Source organism: Thauera phenolivorans, assembly GCF_001696715.1.
In the GTDB taxonomy this organism is placed as follows: Bacteria; Pseudomonadota; Gammaproteobacteria; order Burkholderiales; family Rhodocyclaceae; genus Thauera; species Thauera phenolivorans.
Genome location: NZ_MBFM01000004.1, coordinates 206319 through 230177, shown reverse-complemented (window position 1 = coordinate 230177; position 23859 = coordinate 206319). Strand labels below are relative to the sequence as shown.

Annotated in this window: 22 protein-coding genes and 4 tRNA genes; 22 read left to right on the top strand and 4 right to left on the bottom strand. The window is 67.2% G+C overall.

Features of this window, described 5'->3' with window-relative positions; genetic code table 11:
• Positions 1-66 precede the first annotated feature (66 nt).
• From BB334_RS11035 to BB334_RS10995, 9 genes are all read left to right on the top strand, one after another.
• Positions 67-666: a hemerythrin domain-containing protein gene (locus BB334_RS11035; protein ID WP_068808515.1), complete on the top strand. Its 600-nt coding sequence runs from the start codon at positions 67-69 to the stop codon at positions 664-666.
• A gap of 203 nt (positions 667-869) precedes the next feature.
• A complete protein-coding gene (locus tag BB334_RS11030) occupies positions 870-2846 on the top strand; it encodes an AMP-dependent synthetase/ligase (protein ID WP_068808513.1) in 1977 nt (658 codons plus the stop codon).
• Positions 2847-2856: 10 nt separating this feature from the next.
• A complete protein-coding gene (locus BB334_RS11025) occupies positions 2857-3684 on the top strand; it encodes an ABC transporter ATP-binding protein (protein ID WP_083200395.1) in 828 nt (275 codons plus the stop codon).
• Positions 3685-3702: 18 nt separating this feature from the next.
• Positions 3703-4626: a branched-chain amino acid ABC transporter permease gene (locus BB334_RS11020; protein ID WP_068808509.1), complete on the top strand. Its 924-nt coding sequence runs from the start codon at positions 3703-3705 to the stop codon at positions 4624-4626.
• A 25-nt stretch (positions 4627-4651) separates the two neighbouring features.
• Positions 4652-5716, top strand: a complete 1065-nt coding sequence (locus BB334_RS11015) for a branched-chain amino acid ABC transporter permease (RefSeq protein ID WP_068808506.1) — start codon at positions 4652-4654, stop codon at positions 5714-5716.
• 104 nt (positions 5717-5820) lie between these two features.
• Positions 5821-7158 carry an ABC transporter substrate-binding protein gene (locus BB334_RS11010; RefSeq protein ID WP_068808503.1) on the top strand — a complete coding sequence of 446 codons (1338 nt, stop codon included), beginning with the start codon at positions 5821-5823 and terminating at the stop codon, positions 7156-7158.
• Positions 7159-7321: 163 nt separating this feature from the next.
• On the top strand, positions 7322-8164 hold the full coding sequence (locus BB334_RS11005) for an ABC transporter ATP-binding protein (protein ID WP_068808500.1): 843 nt from the start codon (positions 7322-7324) through the stop codon (positions 8162-8164).
• 43 nt (positions 8165-8207) lie between these two features.
• A complete protein-coding gene (locus BB334_RS11000; RefSeq protein WP_068808497.1) occupies positions 8208-9443 on the top strand; it encodes a phenylacetate--CoA ligase family protein in 1236 nt (411 codons plus the stop codon).
• A gap of 87 nt (positions 9444-9530) precedes the next feature.
• Positions 9531-10721, top strand: coding sequence for a CaiB/BaiF CoA transferase family protein (locus tag BB334_RS10995; RefSeq protein ID WP_068808494.1), 1191 nt, complete (start codon positions 9531-9533; stop codon positions 10719-10721).
• Between the two features lie 24 nt (positions 10722-10745).
• On the opposite strand, the gene BB334_RS10990 is transcribed toward BB334_RS10995, so the two are convergent.
• From BB334_RS10990 to BB334_RS10975, 4 genes are all read right to left on the bottom strand, one after another.
• Entirely contained in the window at positions 10746-11162 is a 417-nt protein-coding gene (locus BB334_RS10990) for a PhaM family polyhydroxyalkanoate granule multifunctional regulatory protein (protein ID WP_068808488.1), read from the bottom strand.
• Between the two features lie 90 nt (positions 11163-11252).
• Positions 11253-13202 (bottom strand): hybrid sensor histidine kinase/response regulator, encoded by a 1950-nt coding sequence (locus tag BB334_RS10985; protein ID WP_068808485.1) that lies wholly within the window; start codon positions 13200-13202, stop codon positions 11253-11255.
• Positions 13199-14128, bottom strand: coding sequence for an ABC transporter substrate-binding protein (locus BB334_RS10980; RefSeq protein ID WP_068808483.1), 930 nt, complete (start codon positions 14126-14128; stop codon positions 13199-13201). The genes BB334_RS10985 and BB334_RS10980 overlap by 4 nt, the downstream gene beginning before the upstream one ends.
• Positions 14129-14137: 9 nt before the next feature.
• Entirely contained in the window at positions 14138-14362 is a 225-nt protein-coding gene (locus BB334_RS10975; RefSeq protein ID WP_068808481.1) for a TonB-dependent receptor plug domain-containing protein, read from the bottom strand.
• A 282-nt stretch (positions 14363-14644) separates the two neighbouring features.
• On the opposite strand from BB334_RS10975, the gene BB334_RS10970 reads away from it, so the two are divergent.
• The 13 genes from BB334_RS10970 to rpoB form a co-directional block, all read left to right on the top strand.
• The gene (locus tag BB334_RS10970) at positions 14645-15271 is read left to right on the top strand and encodes a response regulator transcription factor (protein WP_068808479.1); all 627 of its coding nucleotides are present in this window, start codon (positions 14645-14647) and stop codon (positions 15269-15271) included.
• A 95-nt stretch (positions 15272-15366) separates the two neighbouring features.
• Positions 15367-15451: transfer RNA gene (locus BB334_RS10965), tRNA-Tyr, on the top strand.
• A gap of 81 nt (positions 15452-15532) precedes the next feature.
• Positions 15533-15606: transfer RNA gene (locus BB334_RS10960), tRNA-Gly, on the top strand.
• A 12-nt stretch (positions 15607-15618) separates the two neighbouring features.
• Positions 15619-15693, top strand: a tRNA-Thr gene (locus tag BB334_RS10955).
• A gap of 77 nt (positions 15694-15770) precedes the next feature.
• Complete coding sequence (gene tuf / locus BB334_RS10950) at positions 15771-16961, top strand: elongation factor Tu (protein ID WP_068808475.1); 1191 nt, start codon at positions 15771-15773, stop codon at positions 16959-16961.
• Positions 16962-17026: 65 nt separating this feature from the next.
• Positions 17027-17102, top strand: a tRNA-Trp gene (locus BB334_RS10945).
• A 24-nt stretch (positions 17103-17126) separates the two neighbouring features.
• Positions 17127-17474, top strand: a complete 348-nt coding sequence (gene secE / locus BB334_RS10940; RefSeq protein ID WP_068808474.1) for a preprotein translocase subunit SecE — start codon at positions 17127-17129, stop codon at positions 17472-17474.
• Between the two features lie 2 nt (positions 17475-17476).
• Complete coding sequence (gene nusG, locus BB334_RS10935; protein ID WP_068808472.1) at positions 17477-18010, top strand: transcription termination/antitermination protein NusG; 534 nt, start codon at positions 17477-17479, stop codon at positions 18008-18010.
• Between the two features lie 101 nt (positions 18011-18111).
• Positions 18112-18543 carry a 50S ribosomal protein L11 gene (gene rplK / locus BB334_RS10930; RefSeq protein ID WP_068808470.1) on the top strand — a complete coding sequence of 144 codons (432 nt, stop codon included), beginning with the start codon at positions 18112-18114 and terminating at the stop codon, positions 18541-18543.
• A gap of 2 nt (positions 18544-18545) precedes the next feature.
• Positions 18546-19244 carry a 50S ribosomal protein L1 gene (gene rplA, locus BB334_RS10925; protein WP_068808468.1) on the top strand — a complete coding sequence of 233 codons (699 nt, stop codon included), beginning with the start codon at positions 18546-18548 and terminating at the stop codon, positions 19242-19244.
• Positions 19245-19517: 273 nt separating this feature from the next.
• A complete protein-coding gene (rplJ, locus tag BB334_RS10920; RefSeq protein WP_068808921.1) occupies positions 19518-20042 on the top strand; it encodes a 50S ribosomal protein L10 in 525 nt (174 codons plus the stop codon).
• Between the two features lie 52 nt (positions 20043-20094).
• Positions 20095-20475: a 50S ribosomal protein L7/L12 gene (rplL, locus tag BB334_RS10915; protein ID WP_068808465.1), complete on the top strand. Its 381-nt coding sequence runs from the start codon at positions 20095-20097 to the stop codon at positions 20473-20475.
• Between the two features lie 167 nt (positions 20476-20642).
• Positions 20643-23859 (top strand): DNA-directed RNA polymerase subunit beta (gene rpoB, locus BB334_RS10910; RefSeq protein ID WP_068808920.1); only part of this gene is annotated, 3217 nt, incomplete at its 3' end.

Below are 23859 nucleotides of genomic sequence, written 5' to 3'. Positions count from 1 at the left end.
GTTGCGCCGCTGCGCATTGGCCCAGCGCCAGCCGCCGGCGGGCGAGGCGCGGGAGGAGGGGACGCAATGGAAGCGATGCGCATCATCATGGACGAGCACAGATCGCTGGAAGCGATCCTGAGCGCCGTCCGCTACATCCTGGGTGAGATCGGCGCCCGCCGGCTGGCGCCGGATTTCGCGCTGATGCGGGCGCTCGTCCATTACCTCGAGGCCTATCCGGAACAAAGCCACCATCCCAAGGAAGACCGCTATCTGTTCGCGCCGTTGAAGCTGCGCACCGCCGAGGGCGCCGCCGCGCTGGCAACGCTGGAGCGCGAGCATGCCGAGAGCGAGGGCCGGATCCGCAGCCTGAAGCGCGCCCTGTGCGCCTACGCCGAGGGTGCGCCGGGAGGGTTTTACGGCTTCGTCGATGCCTTCGAGGCCTACCGCAATTTCTACCATGCACATCTCCAGCTCGAGGAGCGCGAGATCCTGCCGCTGGCGGTCAGGCATTTCACCGAGGAGGACTGGGCGGCTGCCGCGGCCGGCTTCCGCGCCGGCGCCGACCCGCTTGAAGGTACCCGGGACGCGGCGCGCGAGGACGAGTTCGCGCGCATCTTCGCCAAGCTCGTGGCGGCCGCGCCGGCACCGGTCGGCCTCGGCGTCGGTCCCTACCTGGAAGACTGAGCACCCGCCTCTCCGCCTCCCCGTTCGTCCCAACTGCAACAATTCACTACATTTCGCAAACAGTTGCGCAAACATGAGTTGCGAAACTCCTTCCCCACGAGGACTGTAGTGCGCCCCCGAGGGCGCCCCTCCCGCCGCGATACACAAGCACAAGCAGGCGACGGGCATGGAGACAGACAGGTTCGGACTGGAGGAGGAGGGGCATGGCCGACACTCATGGGCAGGCCGCGTCCGGCGCTGCGCTGGACACGTTTCCGCGGCTGCTGATGCATCACGCCAGCGTGCGGCCGCAACGGCCGGCGATGCGCGAGAAGGAATACGGCATCTGGCAGACCTATTCCTGGGCGCAGGTCGCCGAGCATGTGCGTGCGATCGCCTGCGGCCTGGCGGCGCGGGGCTTCCGGCGCGGCGACCGGCTGGCGATCGTCGGCGACAACCGTCCGCGGCTGTACTGGTCGGTCGCCGCCTGCCAGTGCCTCGGCGGCATTCCGGTGATGATGTACCAGGACGCGGTGGCGCAGGAGATGACCTACGTCCTGCAGGATGCCGAGGTCCGCTTCGCGGTGGTCGAGGACCAGGAGCAGGTCGACAAGCTGCTCGAGATCCGCGACGAGGTGCCGCTGCTCGAGTATGCGATCTATCACGACGTGCGTGGCATGCGCGACTACGGGCAGGCGATGCTCCTGAGCCTGGACGCGCTCGAGGAGGAAGGGCGCGCCTACGATCGCGCCCATCCGGACTTCCTCGACGGCGAGATCGGCAAGGGGGCGGGCGACGACATCTCGGTGATGCTGTACACCTCGGGCACCACCGGCAAGCCGAAGGGCGTCTGTCAGACCCACGGCGCCTTCATCGCCGCCGCGCGCGGCGGTACCCGGGTCGATCGCCTCAGCGAGCGCGAGGAAATACTGTCCTACCTGCCGATGGCCTGGGTGGGCGACCACCTGTTCTCCTTCGCCCAGGCGATGGTGGCCGGCTTCACGATCAACTGCCCCGAGTCGGCCGAGACCGTGATGACCGACCTGCGCGAGATCGGCCCCACCTACTATTTCGCCCCGCCGCGGGTGTTCGAGAACCTGCTCACCCAGGTGATGATTCGCATGGAGGACGCCGGCGCGATCAAGCGCAAGCTGTTCGAGCACTTCATGGCGCTCGCCCGCCGCGTGGGCGCCGACATCCTCGACGGCAAGCCGGTGTCCGCCGTCGACCGCCTGCACTACCGGATCGGCGACCTGATGATCTACGGTCCGCTGAAAAACGTGCTCGGCATGGGTCGGATCCGTGTCGCCTACACCGCCGGCGCGGCGATCGGCCCCGACCTGTTCCGCTTCTACCGCTCGCTCGGCATCAACCTGAAGCAGTTCTACGGCCAGACCGAGACCTGCGCCTACGTCTGTCTGCAGCCCGACGGCGAAATCAAGCTCGACTCGGTCGGCAAGCCGGCGCCCGAGGTCGAGGTCAAGCTCGCCGACAACGGCGAGATCCTGGTCAAGGGGCCGATGCTGCTGAAGGCCTACTACAAGCGACCCGACGCCACCGCCGAGTCAATCAACGCCGACGGCTACTTCATGACCGGCGACGCGGGCTACTTCGACGAGGACGGCCACCTCAAGATCATCGACCGCGCCAAGGACGTCGGCAAGCTGGCCGACGGCTCGATGTTCGCGCCCAACTTCATCGAGAACAAGCTCAAGTTCTTCCAGTACATCAAGGAGGCGGTCGCCTTCGGCAGCGGCCGCGACTGCGTCACCGCCTTCATCAACATCGAGCTCGAGGCGGTGGGCAACTGGGCCGAGCGCAAGGGCATGGCCTACGCCGGCTATACCGACCTCGCCTCGCAGCCGGCGGTTTATGCGCTGATCCGCGAGTGCATCGAGCAGGTCAACGCCGACCTCGCCGCCGACCCCAAGATGAGCGGCTCGCAGATCCGCCGCTTCCTGATCCTGCACAAGGAACTCGACGCCGACGACGGCGAGCTGACCCGCACCCGCAAGGTGAGGCGCAATTTCGTCGCCGAGCGCTACGGCGTGCTGGTCGAGGCGATGTTCGCGGGGCGCGACCGCCAGTTCATCGAGACCCAGGTCAAGTACGAGGACGGCCGCACGGGCACGGTCAGCGCCGACGTACGCATCGAGGAAGTCAGGACCTTCGAGCCGGACGCCGGCCGTCGTGCCGCCTGAGGCCGGAGAGATGAGGATGAACGACATGACGCAAACGCTGGAAACGCCCGTCGCCGGTCGCGAGCGCATCGGCGGGGTGATCCTCGACCTGCAGAACATCTCGCTGCGCTTCGGCGGGGTGAAGGCCCTGACCGACATCAGCTTCGATGTGCGCGAGCACGAGATCCGCTCGATCATCGGCCCCAACGGTGCCGGCAAGAGCTCGATGCTGAACGTCATCAACGGCGTCTATCACCCGCAGGAGGGCAGGATCCTGTTCCGCGGCGCGCTGCGCGAGAAGATGGAGCCGCAGGTCGCGGCCGCCCAGGGCATCGCCCGCACCTTCCAGAACATCGCGCTGTTCAAGGGCATGACCGTGCTCGACAACATCATGACCGGGCGCAACCTGAAGATGAAGTGCAACCTCTTCCAGCACGCCCTGTTCTGGGGGGCGGCGCAGAAGGAGGAGATTGCGCACCGCATCAAGGTCGAGGAGGTGATCGACTTCCTCGAGATCCAGAGCATCCGCAACACCCCGGTGGGGCGCCTGCCCTACGGCCTGCAGAAGCGGGTCGAGCTCGGCCGTGCGCTTGCCGCCGAGCCCGAGCTGTTGCTGCTCGACGAGCCGATGGCCGGCATGAACGTCGAGGAAAAGCAGGACATGTGCCGCTTCATCCTCGATGTGAACGACGAGTACGGCACCACGATCGTGCTCATCGAGCACGACATGGGCGTGGTGATGGACATCTCCGACCGCGTGGTGGTGCTCGACTACGGCAAGAAGATCGGCGACGGCGCGCCGGACGAAGTCAAGAACAACCCCGACGTCATCGCTGCCTACCTCGGCACCAGCCACTGAGACGGGAAGGACACAACGATGGGCTTTTTTCTCGAAACCTTTCTGGGCGGCCTGATGACCGGCTTGCTCTATGCCTTGATCGGCCTCGGCTTCGTGCTGATCTTCAAGGCCTCGGGCGTGTTCAACTTCGCCCAGGGCGCGATGGTGCTGGTCGCCGCGCTGGCGATGGCGCGCTTCTCCGGCTGGGCCACCGAGGCGCTCGGCAGCATGGTGCTCGGCAACGTGCTCGCCTTCCTGATGAGCGTGGCTTTCATGATCGCGGTGGCGATCGTGATCGAGCGCCTGGTGCTGCGTCACCTGGTGAACCAGGAGCTGACCACGCTCCTGATGGCCACGCTCGGTATCACCTACGTGCTCGACGGCCTCGGCCAGATGGTGTTCGGCAGCTCGGTGTATACGATCGACGTCGGCATGCCGAAGGAGCCCCTGTTCCTGTTCGAGGGCGTGTTCGAGGGCGGCATGCTGATCAACCCCGACGACCTCATCGCCGCCGGCGTGGCCGCCACCCTGGTCGCCACGCTCGCGTTGCTGTTCCAATACACCAAGGTCGGCCGAGCGCTGCGCGCGGTGGCCGACGATCACCAGGCGGCCCAGTCGGTCGGCATCCCGCTCGGGCGGATCTGGGTGGTCGTGTGGGCGGTGGCGGGCATCGTCGCCCTCGTCGCCGGCATCGTCTGGGGCTCCAAGCTCGGCGTGCAGTTCTCGCTGTCGACCGTGGCCCTGCGCGCGCTGCCGGTGGTGATCCTCGGCGGGCTCACCTCGGTGCCGGGGGCCATCATCGGCGGGCTGATCATCGGCGTCGGCGAGAAGGTGTCCGAGGTCTATCTCGGGCCCTTCGTCGGCGGCGGGATCGAGGTCTGGTTCGCCTACGTCCTGGCCCTGGTCTTCCTGCTGTTCCGGCCCGAAGGCCTGTTCGGCGAAAAGCACATCGACCGCGTCTGAGCGCGCCCGTCCCGGAGATCCATTCATGTTCTATCGCGAAAACGGACAGTTCAAGGCGAGTTACGTCGAGGACCAGCGCATCTTCAAGGTGCAGCAGGACCGGGTGGCGATCATCGCCATCGTGGCGATCGCCGCGCTGCTGGTACCGATGCTGGCGAGCGACTACCTGCTGCGCGCGCTGCTGATTCCCTTCCTCATCCTGTCGCTGGCGGCGATCGGGCTGAACATCCTGGTCGGCTACTGCGGCCAGATCTCGCTCGGCACCGGCGCCTTCATGGCGGTCGGCGCCTACGCGGCGTGGAACCTCGGCGTGCGCGTGCCGGAGACGCCGCTGCTGCTGCAGATCCTCGCCGGCGGCGCGTGCGCGACCGCGATCGGCGTGCTGTTCGGCATCCCCAGCCTGCGCCTGCGCGGCCTCTACCTCGCGGTGTCGACCCTGGCGGCGCAGTTCTTCCTCGACTGGGCCTTCCTGCGCATCCCGGCGCTGACCAACTACTCGACCTCGGGCTCGGTCTCGGTCGGCTCTCTGTCCTTCTTCGGTCTGCCGGTCGAGAGCGCGGCGCAGAAGTACCTGTTCTGCCTCGGCTTCGTCGTCGTCTTCGCGGTGATCGCGAAGAACCTGGTGCGTAGCGGCACCGGCCGCCAGTGGATGGCGATCCGCGACATGGACATCGCCGCCGGCGTCATCGGCATCCGTCCGGCCTACGCCAAGCTGACCGCCTTCGCGGTGAGCTCCTTCATCGTCGGCGTCGCCGGGGCGCTGTGGGGCTTCGTCCATCTCGGCGCCTGGGAGCCGCTCGCCTTCGGCCTCGACCGCTCCTTCCAGCTGCTGTTCATGATCATCATCGGCGGCCTGGGTTCGATCGCCGGCAGCTTCTTCGGCGCCGCCTTCATCGTGCTGCTGCCGATCGTGCTGACCAACGTGCCCGAGCTCTTCGGCTTGCCGCTGTCGGTCGACACCGCCGCGCACCTGGAGCACGTCGTGTTCGGCGCGCTGATCGTGATCTTCCTGATCGCCGAACCCCACGGGCTGGCGCGGCTGTGGAGCATCGGCCGCGAGAAGCTGCGCCTGTGGCCCTTCCCCTACTGAGCAGCCCCCACACAACCCGATCGAGCCGGCGCAGACCGGCCCCAAGCAGTGCCGGCGTGCCCGGCAAATGTGCAGCAACCTAGCCACATCGAGGAGATGAAGACATGCAGAACAGGATCGCCCAGGGCATTCGTGGCCTCGCCGTCGCCGGCACCATGGCTTTCGCACTCACCGCGCCGTCGATCGCGGCCGCGCAGGCGGAACAGTTCATCCCGTTGCTGGTGTATCGCACCGGCTCGTTCGCGCCGCTCGGCATCCCGTGGGCGAACGGCAAGCTCGACTATCTGAAGATGGTCAACGAGCGCGACGGCGGGGTAAACGGCGTCAAGCTCAGCTACGAGGAATGCGAGACCGCCTACAACACCGACCGCGGCGTCGAGTGCTACGAGCGCCTCAAGGCCAAGAACGGCGGTGGCAGCCTGTTCGACACCCAGTCGACCGGCATCACCTACGCGGTGATGGACAAGGCGCCGCTCGACAAGGTGCCGGTGATGACGATGGGCTATGGCCGGTCGGATTCGGCCGACGGCTCGGTGTTCCCGTGGTCCTTCCCGATGCTCGGCACCTACTGGACCGCATCCGACATCATCGTCCAGGACATCGCCAAGAAGATGGGCGGCGCCGACAAGCTCAAGGGCAAGAAGCTGGCGCTGGTCTACCACGACTCGCCCTACGGCAAGGAGCCGATCCCGGCGCTGCAGGCGCTGGCGCAGAAATACGGCTTCGAGCTGATGGCGCTGCCGGTCGTCGCCCCCGGCGTCGAGCAGAAGGCCACCTGGCTGCAGATCCGCAAGGAGCGGCCCGAGTACGTGATCCTGTGGGCCGCGGGCATCATGACGCCCACCGCGATCCGCGAGGCACAGGCGACGGGTTTCCCGCGCGACAAGATGTACGGCATCTGGTGGGCCGGCTCCGAGTCCGACGTGAAGGACATCGGCGCCGCCGCGAAAGGCTACAACGCGATCGCGATCCAGGGCTCGGCCGACCGCGGCAAGGCGCACGACGACATCCTCAAGCACGTGTACGACAAGGACCAGGGCTCGGCGAACTCGCGTGACGAGGTGGGCACCGTCGCCCATACCCGCGGCATGATGATTCAGATGCTCACCGTCGAGGCGATCCGCACCGCGCAGGAGAAGTACGGCAAGGGCAAGCCGGTGACGCCGGAGCAGGTGCGCTGGGGCCTGGAGAACCTGGACATCACCCAGGCGCGGCTCGACGAGCTCGGCTTCGGCAACCTGATGCGGCCGGTGAAGACTTCGTGCGCCGACCACATGGGCTCGAGCTGGGCGCGGATCATCACCTGGAACGGACAGAAGTACGAGACCACGTCAGACTGGTACGAGGCCGACATGAGCGTGGTGAACCCGCTGGTGAAGGCAGGTGCCGAGAAGTACGCCAAGGAGAAGGGGCTCACCCCGCGCGACTGCAGCAAGGAGTGAGGCGGCAAGCGCCGGGCGGGACAGTCCGCCCGGCGCAGGCAGCGCAGACCGAGGCCCCGGCGACGGGGCGGTCTGCCGAGGGCTCGCCCGCTGCGGCCGGCGAACCCTGCGCAGACCCTCTCCCGGCGGGGCCGGGGAGGCGGGACGGAGACCACGGACGAAGATGACGATGAACACCGCCACCGAAGCCGCCGCGCAGGCCGCGGCGCCCTATCTCTCGATCAACAACGTCGAGGTGATCTACAACCACGTGATCCTGGTGCTAAAAGGCGTGTCGCTGCAGGTGGAGCAGGGCAGCATCGTCGCCCTGCTCGGTGCCAACGGCGCGGGCAAATCGACCACGCTGAAGTCGATCTCCAACCTGCTGCACGCCGAGCGCGGCGACGTCACCAAGGGCAGCATCGAATTCAAGGGCGCCCGGATCGACCAGATGACGCCCAACGAGCTGGTACGGCGCGGGGTGATCCAGGTGATGGAGGGGCGGCACTGCTTCGGTCACCTGTCGATCGAGGAGAACCTGCTGACGGGCGCCTACACCCGCAAGATCTCGCGCGGCGAGCTCAACGCGAACCTCGAGAAGGTGTACCACTACTTTCCGCGTCTGAAGACGCGACGCAGCTCGCAGGCCGGCTACACCTCGGGCGGCGAGCAGCAGATGTGCGCGATCGGCCGCGCCCTGATGGCGAAGCCGGAGATGATCCTGCTCGACGAGCCCTCGATGGGGCTGGCCCCCCAGATCGTCGAGGAGATCTTCGAGATCGTGAAGGACCTCAACACCAAGGAGAAGGTGAGCTTCCTGCTCGCCGAGCAGAACACCATGGTGGCGCTGCGCTATGCCGACTTCGGCTACATCATGGAGAACGGTCGCATCGTCATGGAGGGCGAGGCGAAGGAGCTCGCCGCCAACGAGGACGTCAAGGAGTTCTACCTCGGCCTGGCGGGCGAGGGGCGCAAGAGCTTCCGCGAGGTCAAGCACTACCGCCGGCGCAAGCGCTGGTTGTCGTGAGCGGGCCGCAGGGTACGGAACCGGATCGCAACAGGGAGGCGGGATGAGCTTCTACGACACGAGGGAAACGCGCGACCATGCCGGGCGCGAGCGCGAACTGTTCGCGCGCTTGCCGGCACAGATCGCGCATGCGACGGCCAACACCCCGGCCTTCGCCGGCCTGCTCGACGGCATCGACCCCGAGACGGTGACCAGCCGTGAGGCGCTTGCCGGGTTGCCGGTGATCCGCAAGTCCGAGCTGCTCGAGCGGCAGAAGCAGGCGCGCCCCTTCGGGGGTTTCGCTGCCGTGCGCTGGGGGGCGGGCTGCCGCCGGGTGTTCGCCTCGCCCGGACCGCTCTACGAGCCCGAAGGGGCGGGTCCGGACTACTACCGGCTCGCGCGGGCCCTGCATGCGGCGGGCTTTCGCGCCGGCGACCTGGTGCACAATACCTTCTCCTATCACTTCACCCCTGCCGGCTCGATGATGGAGACCGCCGCCCATGCGCTCGGCTGCACGGTGTTTCCCGCCGGCACGGGGCAGACCGAGCAGCAGCTCGCGGCGATCGCGGATCTGCAGCCGAACGCTTACGTCGGCACGCCCTCTTTCCTGCGCATCCTGCTCGACAAGGCGACCGAAGCCGGTGTCGGCATCAGCCTGCGCAAGGCGCTGGTATCCGGCGAGGCCTTCCCGCCCAGCCTGCGCGATCAGTTCGCCGCCGCCGGCGTCACCGCCCTCCAGGCCTACGCCACCGCCGACATCGGCCTCATCGCGTATGAGACACCGGACGGCGAGGGCATGGTGGTCGACGAGGATATCGTGCTCGAGATCGTCCGCCCCGGCACCGGCGAGCCGGTGGCGGCGGGCGAGGTCGGCGAGGTTGTCGTGACCACATTCAATCCCGACTACCCGCTGATCCGCTTCGGCACCGGCGACCTCTCCGCGCTGCTGCCCGGCGCCTCGCCCTGCGGCCGCACCAACCTGCGCATTCGCGGCTGGATGGGGCGGGCGGACCAGACGACCAAGGTCAAGGGCATGTTCGTGCATCCGGGCCAGGTCGCCGAGGTGGTGCGCCGTCATCCCGAGCTCGGGCGGGCGCGGCTGGTGGTCGACAATCCCCGGCTCGGCGACCGCATGACGCTGATGTGCGAGGTCGCGGGCGGCGGCAGCGAGGCGCTCGCCGAGGCGATCGGCGCCAGTCTGCGCGAGATCACCAAGCTACGCGGCGAGGTCGCCTTCCTCGCCGTCGGCACGCTCGCCAACGACGGCAAGGTGATCGACGACGTGCGCCGCTACGAGTGAGGCGGGATGCGTCGGACGCGGCAGGCTCGCGAGCGGGGCGACGGTAGGGGATAATCGGGCGACATTTCCTTTCGCATTGTCCCGCACATGACCGCCATCGCTTCTGACGCTTCCCGCGCGCCGCTCGCCGGCCTGCGCATCCTCGACCTCACCCGCCTGCTGCCCGGCCCGCTGGCGACCCAGCACCTCGCCGACTATGGCGCCGAGGTCATCAAGATCGAAGACACCGGCGCCGGCGACTACGCGCGTACGCTCGGCGCGATGGGCGGCGAGAACAGCTACCTGTACCAGATCGTCAATCGTAACAAGAAGAGCCTGCGTCTCGATCTCAAGCAGGAGGCCGGCAAGGCCTTGCTGCGGCGCCTGGTCGCGAAGGCCGACGGCCTGGTCGAGGGCTTCCGGCCCGGCGTCATGGACAAGCTGGGCGTCGGCTACGAGGCGCTGGCGGAGATCAACCCGCGCCTGGTGTTCTGCAGTATCTCGGGCTACGGCCAGACGGGCCCCTATGCGCTGCGCGCCGGCCACGACATCAACTACATCGGCTACGCCGGCGTGCTCGACCAGATCGGCACCGCCGGCGGTCCGCCGGCGGTGCCGAACCTGCAGATCGGCGATCTGCTCGGCGGCACGATGGCGGCGGTCACCGGCATCCTCGTGGCCCTGCTCGAGGCACGGACTACCGGACGCGGCCGCCTCGTCGACGTGTCGATGACCGACGCGGCCTTCGCCCATGCGATCTTTCCGCTGATCGAGGTGCTCGCCCACGGCGGCGTGCGCCCGCGCGGCGAGGACCTGCTCACCGGCGGGGTGCCCTGCTACGGGGTGTACCAGACGGCCGACGGACGCTACATGGCGGTCGGCGCGCTCGAGGAAAAATTCTGGCAGATGACCTGCGACGCGCTCGGCCGGCCCGACCTCAAGCCACTCCATCTCGCCACCGGCGAGGCAGGGGCGAGGGCACGCGCAGAAGTGCAGGCCGTGTTCCGCACGCGCACGCAGGCCGAATGGGTGGCGGTGTTCGACGGGGTGGACTGCTGCGTGACGCCGGTGCTGCAGCTCGAGGAAAGCCTGCGGAATCCGCAGCTGCGCGCGCGCGGCATGGTGCGCGACGTGGGCGGGGTGACCCAGTTCGGGCCGCCGGTGCGACTGGCCGGCTTCGAACCCGCAATGCCGCGGCCGGCGCCCGCAAGCGCGGGCGACGACGGCGACGAGGTGCTTGCCGCGCTCGGACTGGACGCGACCGAGATCGCCGGCCTGCGCGACGCGGGCGTCATCTGACGACGGGGGCCTCAGCCCCCCGGCTCACTTGTCGGTCGAGGTCTTCCGGCGTGCGCCGCCGGTCGGGGCCGGCGACGACGGCTGGGTGTCGGACGCCGCCGCCTGCTCGGCCTGCTGCTTCATCAGGTTCCAGGGCCACATCGAGGCGCCGGCGAACGGATTCTCCGCCTTGGCGACCCCCTCGTCGCCCTGCACCTGCTGGCTCATCGCCTTCATCGCGGCGAGCGCCGCACGCTGCATTTCCAGGCCTTGGGTGGTCATCTGAAGCATGTTGAGATTCATCTTCAGCCAGTTCTCGACCGCCTTGAGGTCGGTGATGCGTTTGTCGAGCTCATCCACGTCGAGCGTCGGCGTCACCATTCCGGGCAGGTTGAAGCCCATGCTGTTCCACATGCCGCGCACGAAGTCGAGGGGATCCTGAGCGTTGCTGTCCTGTGCCATGGGCGTTCTTCCTTGACCGTTGAGTGAAATCATCTTAACCGATGCGCCAGGCAGCGGGTGTGTCGCTGCGTCGGGGCGACGCCTGCGCGGTCAGGCATCGTCGTCTTCGCCGGCGGCGTACTCCAGTTGGCGGTTGATCAGCGCGCGCAGCCGCGCCGGACGTACCGGCTTGTGCAGCACCGGGATCCCGCTGTCGCGGGTGAGGGCGAGCATGTCCGCGCCGGTGTCGCCGGTGATCAGCACCGCTGGCAGGGTCGGCTCGGCCAGCCGTTCGCGCAGTTCGCGGACCACGTCCAGGCCGTCGAGCGGACCCTGCAGGCGCAGGTCGCTGATCACCAGCGCCGGCCGCCAGTCTGCGTTGGCGATCCGCTCGAACAGCGCCGCGCTCGAGGCCGCCGCCTCGACCTCGCAGCCCCAGGAGGCGAGCAGGCTGGCGGTGCCGGCGCACACCAACGGATCGTCGTCCACCACCGCGATGCGCACGCCGCCGAGGTCGCCGGGCGGCCGCGGCTCGGGGGCGGCCTCGCCCGCGTCGAGCGGTTCGGTGCGCGGCAGGGCGATGGCGAATACCGAGCCGCGGCCGGGCGCGGAGCGCAGCGTGAGGCGGTGGTCGAGCAGCTCGGCCAGGCGCTTGACGATCGCCAGTCCGAGCCCGAGGCCCTTGTCGCGCGAGCGCTCGGCGTTGTCGAGCTGCACGAACTCCTGAAAGATGACCTCTTGTCGCTCGAGGGGAATGCCGGTGCCGCTGTCGCGCACCTCGATCCGTACCAGGCCGTCGCCCTGGCGGCGGCAGGCGAGCAGCACGCCGCCCTCGCGGGTATAGCGCAGCGCGTTGCTGATGAGGTTGGAGACGATCCGCTCGAGCAGCAGCGGATCGCTGCGCACCCAGACCTCGGACGCACGCAGGCCGAGGCGGAGTCCCCGCTCGGCAGCGGCGGGTTCGTGGGCGGCGACGATGCGGGTCAGCAGCGGGCGGAGCGCGAACACGCGCAGGGTCGGGCGCAGCACGCCAGCGTCGAGCCGCGAGATGTCGAGCAGGCTGTCGAGCAGCTTTTCCATCGCGTCGGCGGAGGCGGCGATCTGACGTACCAGGCCCCGTGTCGGTTGCGGCAGCTGGTACTGTTGCAGTTCGGCGATGAACAGCCCGAGCGCGTGCATCGGCTGCCGCAGATCGTGGCTGGCGGCCGCGAGGAAGCGCGACTTGGCGAGATTCGCCCGCTCGGCCTCGTTCTTGCGCGTGCGCAGCTCGGCGGTGGCCTGTTCGATCTCGCGTGCCATGTCCTCGCGCGCGTCGGCTAGGCGACGGGCCATCTCATTGACGCCTTCGGCGAGCCTCTGCAGGCTGCCGCCGCCCAGTGGCTCGACGCGCCGGTGCATCTCGCCGGCGCCGATCTCGAGCACGATGTCGGCGACCCGGCGGATCGGCCGACTGACGCCCTTGCTCAGATGACTGGCCAGCACCAGGCTGCCGAGCAGCACGAGGAGACCGATCGAGGCGCTCTGCCAGAGCAGCTCGGTGCGTCGGGCGTAGAGGCGATCGAGGGAGAAATCGAGGACAACGCTGCCGAGCGGCGGCGCACTGGCCTGCGTGCCGGCAGCGACCGTGAATGCGGTCGGATCGGCGTCGAGATCGAGCGGGCGAGGCCGGATCGGCTCGACGATGCGCAGCGTCGCGCCCCGGCGCTCGACCCAGGGGGCGGGCGCGAGCGGGCCGTCCGGCGGCATGAGCAGTGGATCGAGGATGCCGGCGCTGGCCAGTGTGCGGCCGCTGCGGTCAACGATCCGCAGGCCGGCGACGTCTTCCTCCGCCATCGCCCCGCCGGCGAGCTGCTGCAGGGACCGGTGGTTGCCGGAGAACACCGGGAATTCGCTTGCCGCCGCGAGCTGGCGGGCGACCGCCTTGCCGCGCGCCTCGAGCTCGTTGTGAAAATCGGCCAGACGCGAGCTCGTGTAGGACACCGTCAGCACCACCGCGAGCACCAGCATCGGCAGGATCGCGGCGAGCATGACGCGGGCGCGCACGCCCCAGCGCAGCTTCATCGGGCTCCCTCCTGCCACTCGGTCAGCGCCGCGGTCAGGCGCTCCGCCGGCGGCAGCTCGATCTCGAGCGCGCGCGCGACCGCACGGTTGATGGCGACCTCGAAGATCGAAGGCGGCGAGGCCGGCGGCAGCGCGTGGCCGTGGAGCAGGTCGCGCACGATGACGGCAGCTTCGGTGCCGATCTGCGCGGGGGTGGAGTAAAGGCCGAGCAGGGCGCCGGCGCGCACGTAGGCGGGCGACAGGCCGAGTACGGGCGACTTGTGGCCGTAGGCGGCGAGGAGGACGTTCTGCACCGAGTAGTTGTTGAAGATCAGCGGGTCGGGCGTCGCCAGCAGCACCGCCGGCTGGGAGAGGGCCTCGCGCAGCGCCGGGTAGAGTTCGGCGTGGCTGCCGACGCGCGCGCTCGCAAGCTCGAGTCCGAGGGGCTCGCTCTCGGCCCGGATCGCTTCGAGCCCCGGGGTGCCATCGGCGCTGACGAGCACGGCCACGCGATCCCATTCGGGAAGCGCCAGCCGGATCAGCCGTAGCTGGCGGATTGGCGGTTGGTCGAGCCAGATCGCTGAAACCGGCCCGGCGCCGGGCGGGCGCGGCGGGAGCCTGTGGTAGGCGGCGGCCGGCAGCAGGATGTGCAGCACGGGCTGGGACGGCGCGATCCGCTCGACCGCGCGTGCCGCGAGGGTGCCGACGCTGACGACCACGCGGCTGCCCTTGAGCCGGGCGCGCGAGAGTTCGGACCAGTCGAAGGCCTCGACGCGGGTGCCGGGCAGCATCGCCTGCAGCGTGGCGCGCAGGGCCGAAAGGCTCTCGGCGTGGGCGCCGCTCGCCGCGCTGGTGACGACTGCGAGCTGCGCGCGCGCCGGCGCGCCTGCCAGCATCAGCAGCAGAGCGAGGGTGAAGAGCAGGAAGGTCGGGCGCCTCGTCCGCATGCAGGCCGCTCAGAGCACCCGTCGCAGGCTCAGGAAGCTGCGCGGGCCGACCTGGAAGCCGGGCACCCAACGCATCAGTTCGTCGACCGAGCGGGCGCCCGCCACCCTTATCATGTCGCGATCGATCACGGTGGTCGCGCTCGGCGCCTCGCCCACGGGCTGGGCGAGCCGGGAGGCCGACAGCACCACCGGCAACGCGCCGAGGAAGGCGCGCTCGGACCGCGCCTCGTGCACTACGCGCGCGCTCCCCGGCAAGAGGCCGGAAGCCGCGGAAAGCGCGAGGACGCGCGCCAGCGGCCACGCCCATTGCGATCGCTCGATTGTTGGGGGCGGAGCGGCGACGGTTGAGGACGGCATCGGAGATTGCATCGGTCTGCGCTAGTGCGGGCCGGCATTTTCGCCGCTTTCGGCGCTCGGCGATAGCTGCGGGCGGGCAGCCGCACGATGCCGGGTGCTATGATGAAGGCATTATTCGCGGTTGGCGCCGGCATATCGGCGGAAGTCGGGGGGAGGAAGGTGACGAAGATCTTGATCGTTGAGGATCACGCTCTGGTCAGGGAGGCGATGGTGCATACCCTGTCGCGGCTCGAGAGCGGCGTGGAGTGTGTCAATGCGAGGGACGCCGACACGGCGCTGGCGCTGCTCGAGCGCGACGGGGGTTTCGATCTCGCGGTAATCGACCTCATGCTGCCCGACATGAACGGATTCTCACTGCTGGCGGTACTCGCGAAGCGCTGCCCCGACGTGCCGACCATCGTCGTGTCGGCCATGGACGACGAGACTTCGGTGCGGCGCGCGATCAGGGGCGGCGCATCGGGTTTCGTGTCGAAGGCCAACTCGGGCGAGGAGTTGCTGCAGGCGGTGCGCGAGGTCCTTGCCGGTGGCGTGCACACCCCGCGCATGCCGGTTCCCGGCGGCCGCCGACCAGCCTCGCCGGTGAGCGAGCGCTACGGTCTCACCGCGGCGCAGACGAGGGTGCTCGAACTGCTGGCCGAGGGGCGGACCAATCGCGAGATCGCCGATCTGCTCGGCATCTCGGAGGGTACGGTGAAGGTTCATATGTCGGCGATCTTCCGCGCGCTGGACGTCAGCAACCGCGCCCAGGCGCTGGTGCTCATCGCCCGTAACGGGTCGCGCGTATGAGCGCGGCTGCGGGGTCCCGGGCACGCTGCGGGCATCGGGCAAAAAGTGTTTGACAGAGGCCGGGTCGGCCACTATAGTTCGGGGCTTCCCTGAGTGGAGGGATACCCAAGCGGTCAACGGGAGCAGACTGTAAATCTGCCGGCTCAGCCTTCGAAGGTTCGAATCCTTCTCCCTCCACCACAGTTTTTGAGTCGTGCCGCAGCGATTGCGGGCGGCGCGGCGGTTGAAGCGGTCAGCTGCAAGTCGTACGGTGCGGTGAGTGCGGGTGTAGCTCAATGGTAGAGCAGAAGCCTTCCAAGCTTACGACGAGGGTTCGATTCCCTTCACCCGCTCCAGAAAGTTTCAGGGCCCATGTAGCTCAGTGGTAGAGCACTCCCTTGGTAAGGGAGAGGCCACGTGTTCAATCCACGTCATGGGCACCACGCTATTCTGCCTGGCTTGGCTCGGTATCTGATCTGATGCCGTTCCGGTTTCTTGGTTCTGATTTAAGGAAGTCGATATGGCTAAGGGTAAGTTCGAGCGGACTAAGCCGCACGTAAACGTCGGTACGATCGGTCACGTTGACCACGGCAAGACCACGCTGACGGCCGCGATCACCACGATCCTGTCGAAGAAGTTCGGCGGCGAGGCGAAGGGCTACGACGCGATCGACAGCGCTCCGGAAGAGAAGGCGCGCGGCATCACGATCAACACCTCGCACGTCGAGTACGAGACCGAGAACCGTCACTACGCGCACGTCGACTGCCCGGGTCACGCCGACTACGTCAAGAACATGATCACCGGTGCGGCGCAGATGGACGGCGCGATCCTGGTGTGCTCGGCCGCTGACGGCCCGATGCCCCAGACCCGCGAGCACATCCTGCTGGCGCGTCAGGTGGGCGTGCCCTACATCATCGTCTTCCTGAACAAGTGCGACATGGTCGACGACGAGGAGCTGCTCGAGCTGGTCGAGATGGAAGTGCGCGAGCTGCTCTCCAAGTACGACTTCCCGGGCGACGACGTGCCGATCGTCAAGGGTTCGGCGCTGAAGGCGCTCGAGGGCGACCAGTCGCCGATCGGCGAGCCGGCGATCCTGGAACTGGCCGCGGCGCTGGACTCCTACATCCCGACTCCCGAGCGTGCGATCGACAAGCCCTTCCTGCTGCCGATCGAGGACGTGTTCTCGATCTCGGGTCGCGGCACCGTGGTGACCGGTCGGGTCGAGCGCGGCATCGTCAAGGTTGGCGACGAACTCGAGATCGTCGGCATCAAGGACACCGTCAAGACGACCTGCACCGGCGTGGAAATGTTCCGCAAGCTGCTGGACCAGGGTCAGGCGGGCGACAACGTCGGCGTGCTGCTGCGCGGCACCAAGCGTGAGGACGTCGAGCGCGGCCAGGTGCTGGTCAAGCCGGGTTCGATCAAGCCGCACACCCACTTCACCGGCGAGGTGTACGTGCTGTCGAAGGAAGAGGGCGGTCGTCACACCCCGTTCTTCAACAACTATCGTCCGCAGTTCTACTTCCGTACGACCGATGTGACCGGTTCGATCTCGCTGCCCGAGGGCGTCGAGATGGTGATGCCGGGCGACAACGTGTCGATGACGGTGAAACTGATCGCGCCGATCGCGATGGAAGAAGGCCTGCGTTTCGCGATCCGCGAAGGCGGTCGTACCGTCGGCGCCGGCGTGGTCGCCAAGATCATCGAGTAATCCGCCTGGCGGATCGTTCGAGTGCGGGGTGTGCCCCCCAAGGTGCATCCCGTAGTCTCTGCTGCAGGGGTATAGCTCAACTGGCAGAGCGTCGGTCTCCAAAACCGAAGGTTGGGGGTTCGATTCCCTCTGCCCCTGCCACAATTTTCCGGAAGTTTCGCTCCGATGGCCGATAAGTTGAAATTCGCGCTGGCCCTGGCACTGGTTGCGGCCGGCGTGGTCGGCTTCTACCTGCTGTCCGAGCAGGCGCTCGTGCTGCGCGTCCTCTCGGTGCTCGCTGGCGTCGCTGCGGGTGTCGCCGTTGCCTGGTTCTCCGAGCCCGGGCGTCGTTTCGTCAACTTTGCACGCGAGGCGGTTGTCGAAACCAAGAAGGTTGTGTGGCCGAGTCGAAAGGAGACCTTCCAGACGACCGGTCTCGTGTTCGCCTTCGTCGTTGTGATGGCGATCTTTTTGTGGCTGACCGACAAGAGCCTGGAGTGGGTCCTCTATGACCTGGTCCTGGGCTGGAAGTGAAAATGACGAAGCGTTGGTACGTTGTGCACGCCTATTCGGGCTTCGAGAAGTCCGTGCAGCGCGCGTTGGTCGAGCGGATCAACCGTGCTGGCATGCAGGATCTGTTCGGTCAGATCCTGGTGCCGGTGGAAGAAGTCGTCGAGATGAAGGGCGGCCAGAAAAGCGTCACCGAGCGCAAGTTCTTCCCTGGTTACGTGCTCGTCGAGATGGAAATGAACGACGAGTCCTGGCATCTGGTGAAGTCCACGCCGAAGGTCACCGGCTTCGTCGGCGGCACCGCGCACAAGCCGGCGCCAATTTCCGACAAGGAAGTCGACAAGATCATGCAGCAGATGCAGGAGGGGGTGGAGAAGCCCCGTCCGAAGGTGCTGTTCGAGATCGGCGAGGTCGTCCGCGTGAAGGAAGGTCCTTTCACCGACTTCCACGGCACGGTCGAGGACGCGAACTACGAGAAGAGCAAGCTGCGGGTGTCGGTGACCATCTTCGGTCGCGGCACGCCGGTCGAACTGGATTTCGCTCAGGTCGAGAAGACCTGAGCGTGCGGCGGGCGCGATGCGCCTGCCATCGCCCGTTCACGCGGGCGCACGAGGAGCGCCGGTTGTCCCGGTGCGTTAGCACTCCACAGGAGCAAGCCTAGATGGCAAAGAAAATCATTGGCTACATCAAGCTGCAGGTGCCGGCCGGCAAGGCCAACCCCAGCCCCCCGATCGGTCCGGCGCTCGGCCAGCGCGGCCTCAACATCATGGAATTCTGCAAGGCGTTCAATGCCCAGACTCAGGGCATGGAGCCGGGTCTGCCGATTCCGGTGGTGATCACCGCCTTCGCCGACAAGAGCTTCACCTTCATCATGAAGACGCCGCCGGCGGCGGTGCTGATCAAGAAGGCCGCCGGCCTGAAGAGTGGCTCGGCCAAGCCGAACACTGACAAGGTCGCCACCATCAGCCGTGCTCAGGTCGAGGAAATCGCCAACACGAAGATGAAGGATCTGACTGCTGCCGATCTCGAAGCCGCCGTGCGCACCATCGCCGGTTCCGCGCGCAGCATGGGCGTGAACGTGGAGGGCCTCTGATCATGGCGAAGATTTCCAAGCGTGTGCAGGCGCTCCGCGCCAAGGTCGACCGTAATCGCGTGTATACCGCCGCCGAGGCGCTCGGCCTGGTGAAGGAATGCGCGACCGCCAAGTTCGACGAGTCGATCGACGTCGCCGTCAACCTCGGCGTCGATCCCCGCAAGTCCGATCAGGTCGTTCGCGGCTCCGTCGTGCTGCCCGCCGGTACCGGCAAGAGCGTACGTGTCGCCGTCTTCGCCCAGGGCGAGAAGGCGGAGGCTGCCCGTGCCGCTGGTGCGGAAGTGGTCGGCTTCGACGACCTTGCCGAGCAGGTCAAGGCCGGCAACCTCGACTTCGACGTCTGCATCGCCACCCCCGATGCGATGCGCGTGGTCGGCCAGCTGGGCCAGATCCTCGGCCCGCGCGGGCTGATGCCGAACCCGAAGGTCGGCACGGTGACCATGGACGTCACCACCGCGGTGAAGAATGCCAAGGCCGGTCAGGTCCAGTACCGTACCGACAAGGCTGGACTGATCCATGCCACGATCGGCCGCGCGTCGTTCGGCGTCGAGGCGCTCGAGCAGAACCTGAACGCCCTCGTGGGTGCTCTGGTGAAGGCGCGCCCGGCCGCTGCGAAGGGAATCTATGTGCGTCGCGTCGCGCTGTCGAGCACCATGGGTGCGGGCGTGCGCGTCGAACCGACGAGCATCAACGCCGCCTGAGGCGTTGCGGGCGGGATGTCCCGCCCATGAACTTTGGGCTGTCGTCCGGCAACGGACGGCAGGTTGTCAAAGACCGTTGGGGGTGAGACCGGTTTTCCGGCCAAGCCTTAATTCGCGGCATACCGCTGTGCCCAACGCAGATGGCGTTACCCGAAACAGGATTTGGAATTCCGGGCGTCGCAAGACGTCCGCCGCTCCTGAAGACAGGTCGCCTGGTTGTCCCAAGGCCGGTTCACGCCGGCTGGAAGGACGTTTTACTAGTGGGAGATGACCTTGGGTCTCAATCTTGACGACAAGAAGGCAGTTGTCGCCGAAGTGTCTGCCGAACTGGCGAACGCTCAGGCGGTGATCGTCGCTGAGTACCGCGGTCTCGAAGTCGGGAAGATCACCACGCTGCGAGCGCAAGCCCGCCAGCAAGGTGTCTACCTGCGTGTCCTGAAGAACACCCTGGTGCGTCGTGCCGTCGAAGGCACGCCGTTCGAAGGTCTGGCCTCGACCCTGGTCGGTCCGCTGATCTACGGTATTTCCGTGGATCCGGTGGCTCCGGCCAAGGTGCTCAACGAGTTCGCCAAGACCAACGACAAGCTGGTGATCAAGGGCGGCGCGATGCCGAACTACGTCATGGACGCCGCCGGCGTCAAGGCGCTGGCGTCGATGCCGAGCCGCGATGAGCTGCTTGCCACCCTGCTCGGGACGATGCAGGCGCCGGTGACCAAGTTCGTGCAGACCCTCAACGAAGTGCCGGGCAAGTTCGTCCGCACCGTTGCCGCGCTGCGCGATTCGAAAGAGACTGCGTAATTTCCTCGACCGCATCCCGGTCGGGATGCATCACATGATTCAGGAGTAGAAAATGGCTGTGTCGAAAGAAGACATTCTGGAAGCGATTGGCAACATGACCGTCCTCGAGCTGTCCCAGCTCATCAAGGACATGGAAGAGAAGTTCGGCGTGTCCGCCGCTGCCGCGGTTGCCGTGGCCGCCCCGGCTGCCGGTGGCGCTGCCGCTCCGGCCGCTGAAGAGAAGACCGAGTTCGACGTCGTTCTGCTGGCCGCTGGCGAGAAGAAGGTCGAGGTCATCAAGGTCGTCCGTGCGGTCACCGGCCTGGGCCTGAAGGAAGCCAAGGATCTGGTCGACGGCGCTCCGAAGGCGGTGAAGGAAGGCGCGAACAAGGCCGACGCCGAAGCGCTGAAGAAGCAGCTGGAAGACGCTGGCGCGAAGGTCGAGATCAAGTAATTCTCGCTTTCCCGGCAGGGCTGGCGCTCGCATGAGCGCCGGCCCTTTCGTGCTTTCTGCTGCTGCAGGAAGGCCAGACCAGAGTGTCCGTTCGCAAGGGGATGCGAGTCCCCGAACCGGGCGCTGTGTTCTGTCTTTCCGACGTTCGACCCCTAGCCGGAGCATCCATGGCGTATTCCTACACTGAGAAGAAGCGTATCCGCAAGAGCTTCGCCAAAAGCGCGGCCGTGCTCGATGCGCCTTTCCTGCTCGCCACCCAGATCGAATCGTTCGCCGAGTTCCTGCAGGCCGACACGCTGCCCGAAGGGCGCCGCGTCCAGGGTCTGCAGGCGGCGTTCAACTCGATCTTCCCGATCGTCAGCCACAGCGGCAACGCCCGCCTCGAGTTCGTCCAGTACATGCTCGGCGAGCCGGCGTTCGACGTGAAGGAATGCCAGCAGCGCGGCCTCACCTTCGCGGCGCCGCTGCGCGCCCGGGTGCGCCTGGTGATCATGGATCGCGAAGCGCCGAAGGAAACGATCAAGGAGGTGAAGGAGCAGGAAGTCTACATGGGCGAGATTCCGCTCATGACCTCGACCGGTTCCTTCGTCATCAACGGTACCGAGCGCGTCATCGTCTCGCAGCTGCACCGCTCGCCCGGCGTGTTCTTCGAGCACGACCGCGGCAAGACCCATTCCTCGGGCAAGCTGCTGTTCTCGGCGCGCATCATTCCCTACCGTGGCTCGTGGCTCGACTTCGAGTTCGATCCGAAGGACTACCTCTACTTCCGCGTCGACCGTCGTCGCAAGATGCCGGTGACGATCCTGCTGCGCTCGATCGGCCTGACGCCCGAGGAAATCCTCGCGATCTTCCACGACACCGACACCCTCCACCTGCAGGCGGAAGGCGCGCAGTTCGCGCTGGTGCCCGATCGCCTGCGCGGCGAGGTCGCCCGCTTCGACATCACCACGGCCGACGGTCGTCTGATCGTCGCCCGTGACAAGCGCATCACCTCCAAGCACATCCGCGAGCTCGACCAGGCGGGCGTGACCACGATCGGCGTGCCCGACGACTTCGTCCTCGGTCGCGTGATCGCCAAGAACGTCGCCGACCCCGAGACGGGCGAATTGCTCGCTCGGGCCAACGAAGAGATCACCGAGGACCTGCTCGGCAAGCTGAGGGATGCGGGCGTCACCGAGCTGACCACCCTCTACATCAACGATCTCGACCGCGGCGGCTACATCTCGCAGACCCTGCGCATCGACGAGACCGCCGACCAGTGGGCTGCCAAGGTCGCGATCTACCGCATGATGCGTCCGGGCGAGCCGCCCACCGAGGACGCGGTGGAAGGTCTGTTCCAGGGCCTGTTCTATTCCGAGGAGCGTTACGACCTGTCCTCGGTCGGTCGCATGAAGTTCAACCGTCGTGCCTATCCGGAAAAGATCGACGACAAGTCGCCGGACTGGCTCAAGCGCTTCTACCAGACCGTGGGTGCGCGTGGCGAGGAAGGCCCGGGCGTGCTGACCAACGAGGACATCCTCGCGGTGGTCGGCGTGCTGGTCGAACTGCGCAACGGGCGCGGCGAGATCGACGATATCGACCACCTCGGCAACCGCCGTGTGCGTTCGGTCGGCGAACTGGCGGAGAACCAGTTCCGCGCCGGCCTGGTGCGGGTCGAGCGCGCGGTCAAGGAGCGGCTGTCGCAGGCGGAATCCGACAACCTGATGCCGCACGACCTGATCAACGCCAAGCCGATCTCGGCGGCGATCAAGGAGTTCTTCGGCTCCAGCCAGCTGTCGCAGTTCATGGACCAGACCAACCCGCTGTCGGAGATCACGCACAAGCGTCGCGTCTCCGCGCTGGGCCCGGGCGGCCTGACCCGCGAACGCGCGGGCTTCGAGGTGCGCGATGTGCACCCGACCCACTACGGCCGGGTGTGTCCGATCGAGACGCCGGAAGGCCCGAACATCGGCCTCATCAACTCGCTCGCGGTGTATGCGCGCACCAACCGCCACGGCTTCCTCGAGACCCCGTACCGCCGGGTCGAGGACGGCAAGGTCACCGACCAGGTCGACTACCTGTCGGCGATCGAGGAAGGGCAGTACGTGATCGCGCAGGCGAACGCCGAGGTCGACGATGCGGGGATGCTCGCCGGCGACCTGGTGTCCTGCCGTCACAAGGGTGAGTTCCTGCTCGCTACCTCGGACATGGTGCAGTACATGGACGTGGCGCCTGGTCAGATCGTGTCGGTCGCGGCCTCGCTCATTCCCTTCCTCGAACACGACGACGCCAACCGCGCACTGATGGGCGCCAACATGCAGCGCCAGGCCGTGCCCTGCCTGCGTCCGGAGAAGCCGCTGGTGGGCACCGGGATCGAGCGTCGCGTGGCGGTCGACTCGGGCACCGCGGTGAAGGCGCACCGGGGCGGCGTGGTCGACTACGTGGACTCGAGCCGCATCGTCGTGCGCGTGCATGACGCGGAGGCGGCGGCGGGCGAGGTCGGTGTCGACATCTACAACCTGATCAAGTACACCCGCTCGAACCAGAACACCAACATCAACCAGCGTCCGGTGGTACGGGTGGGCGACGTCATCGCCCGCGGTGACGTGGTCGCGGACGGCGCCTCGACCGACCTCGGCGAACTGGCCCTCGGCCAGAACATGCTGGTCGGCTTCATGCCGTGGAACGGCTACAACTTCGAGGACTCGATCCTGATCTCGGAGCGGGTCGTCGCCGAAGACCGCTTCACCTCGGTGCACATCGAGGAGCTGACGGTAGTCGCGCGCGACACCAAGCTCGGCGCCGAAGAAATCACCCGCGACATCGCCTCGCTCGGCGAGGCTCAGCTGTCGCGTCTGGACGAATCCGGCATCGTGTATATCGGTGCCGAGGTCGAGGCGGGCGACGTGCTGGTGGGCAAGGTCACGCCGAAGGGCGAGACCCAGCTCACGCCGGAGGAGAAGCTGCTGCGCGCGATCTTCGGCGAGAAGGCGTCCGACGTGAAGGACACCTCGCTGCGCGTGCCCTCGGGCATGACCGGCACCGTCATCGACGTGCAGGTGTTCACCCGCGAAGGCCTCGAGCGCGACAAGCGCGCGCAGTCGATCATCGACGACCAGCTGCGCAGCTTCAAGACCGACCTCGCCGACCAGATGCGCATCGTCGAGCGCGACGCCTTCGCCCGTATCCGCCGCATGATCGTCGGCCAGACCGCCAACGGCGGCCCGAAGCGCCTGGCGAAGGGCAGCGAGATCACCGGCGAGTACCTCGACGGCCTCGAGTTCTACCACTGGTTCGACGTCCGCATGGCGGACGAGGCGCTGGCCTCGCAGCTGGAGGCGGTGCGCGAAGGTCTCGAGACCACCCGCAAGGACTTCGAGCAGGCCTTCGAGATCAAGAAGAAGA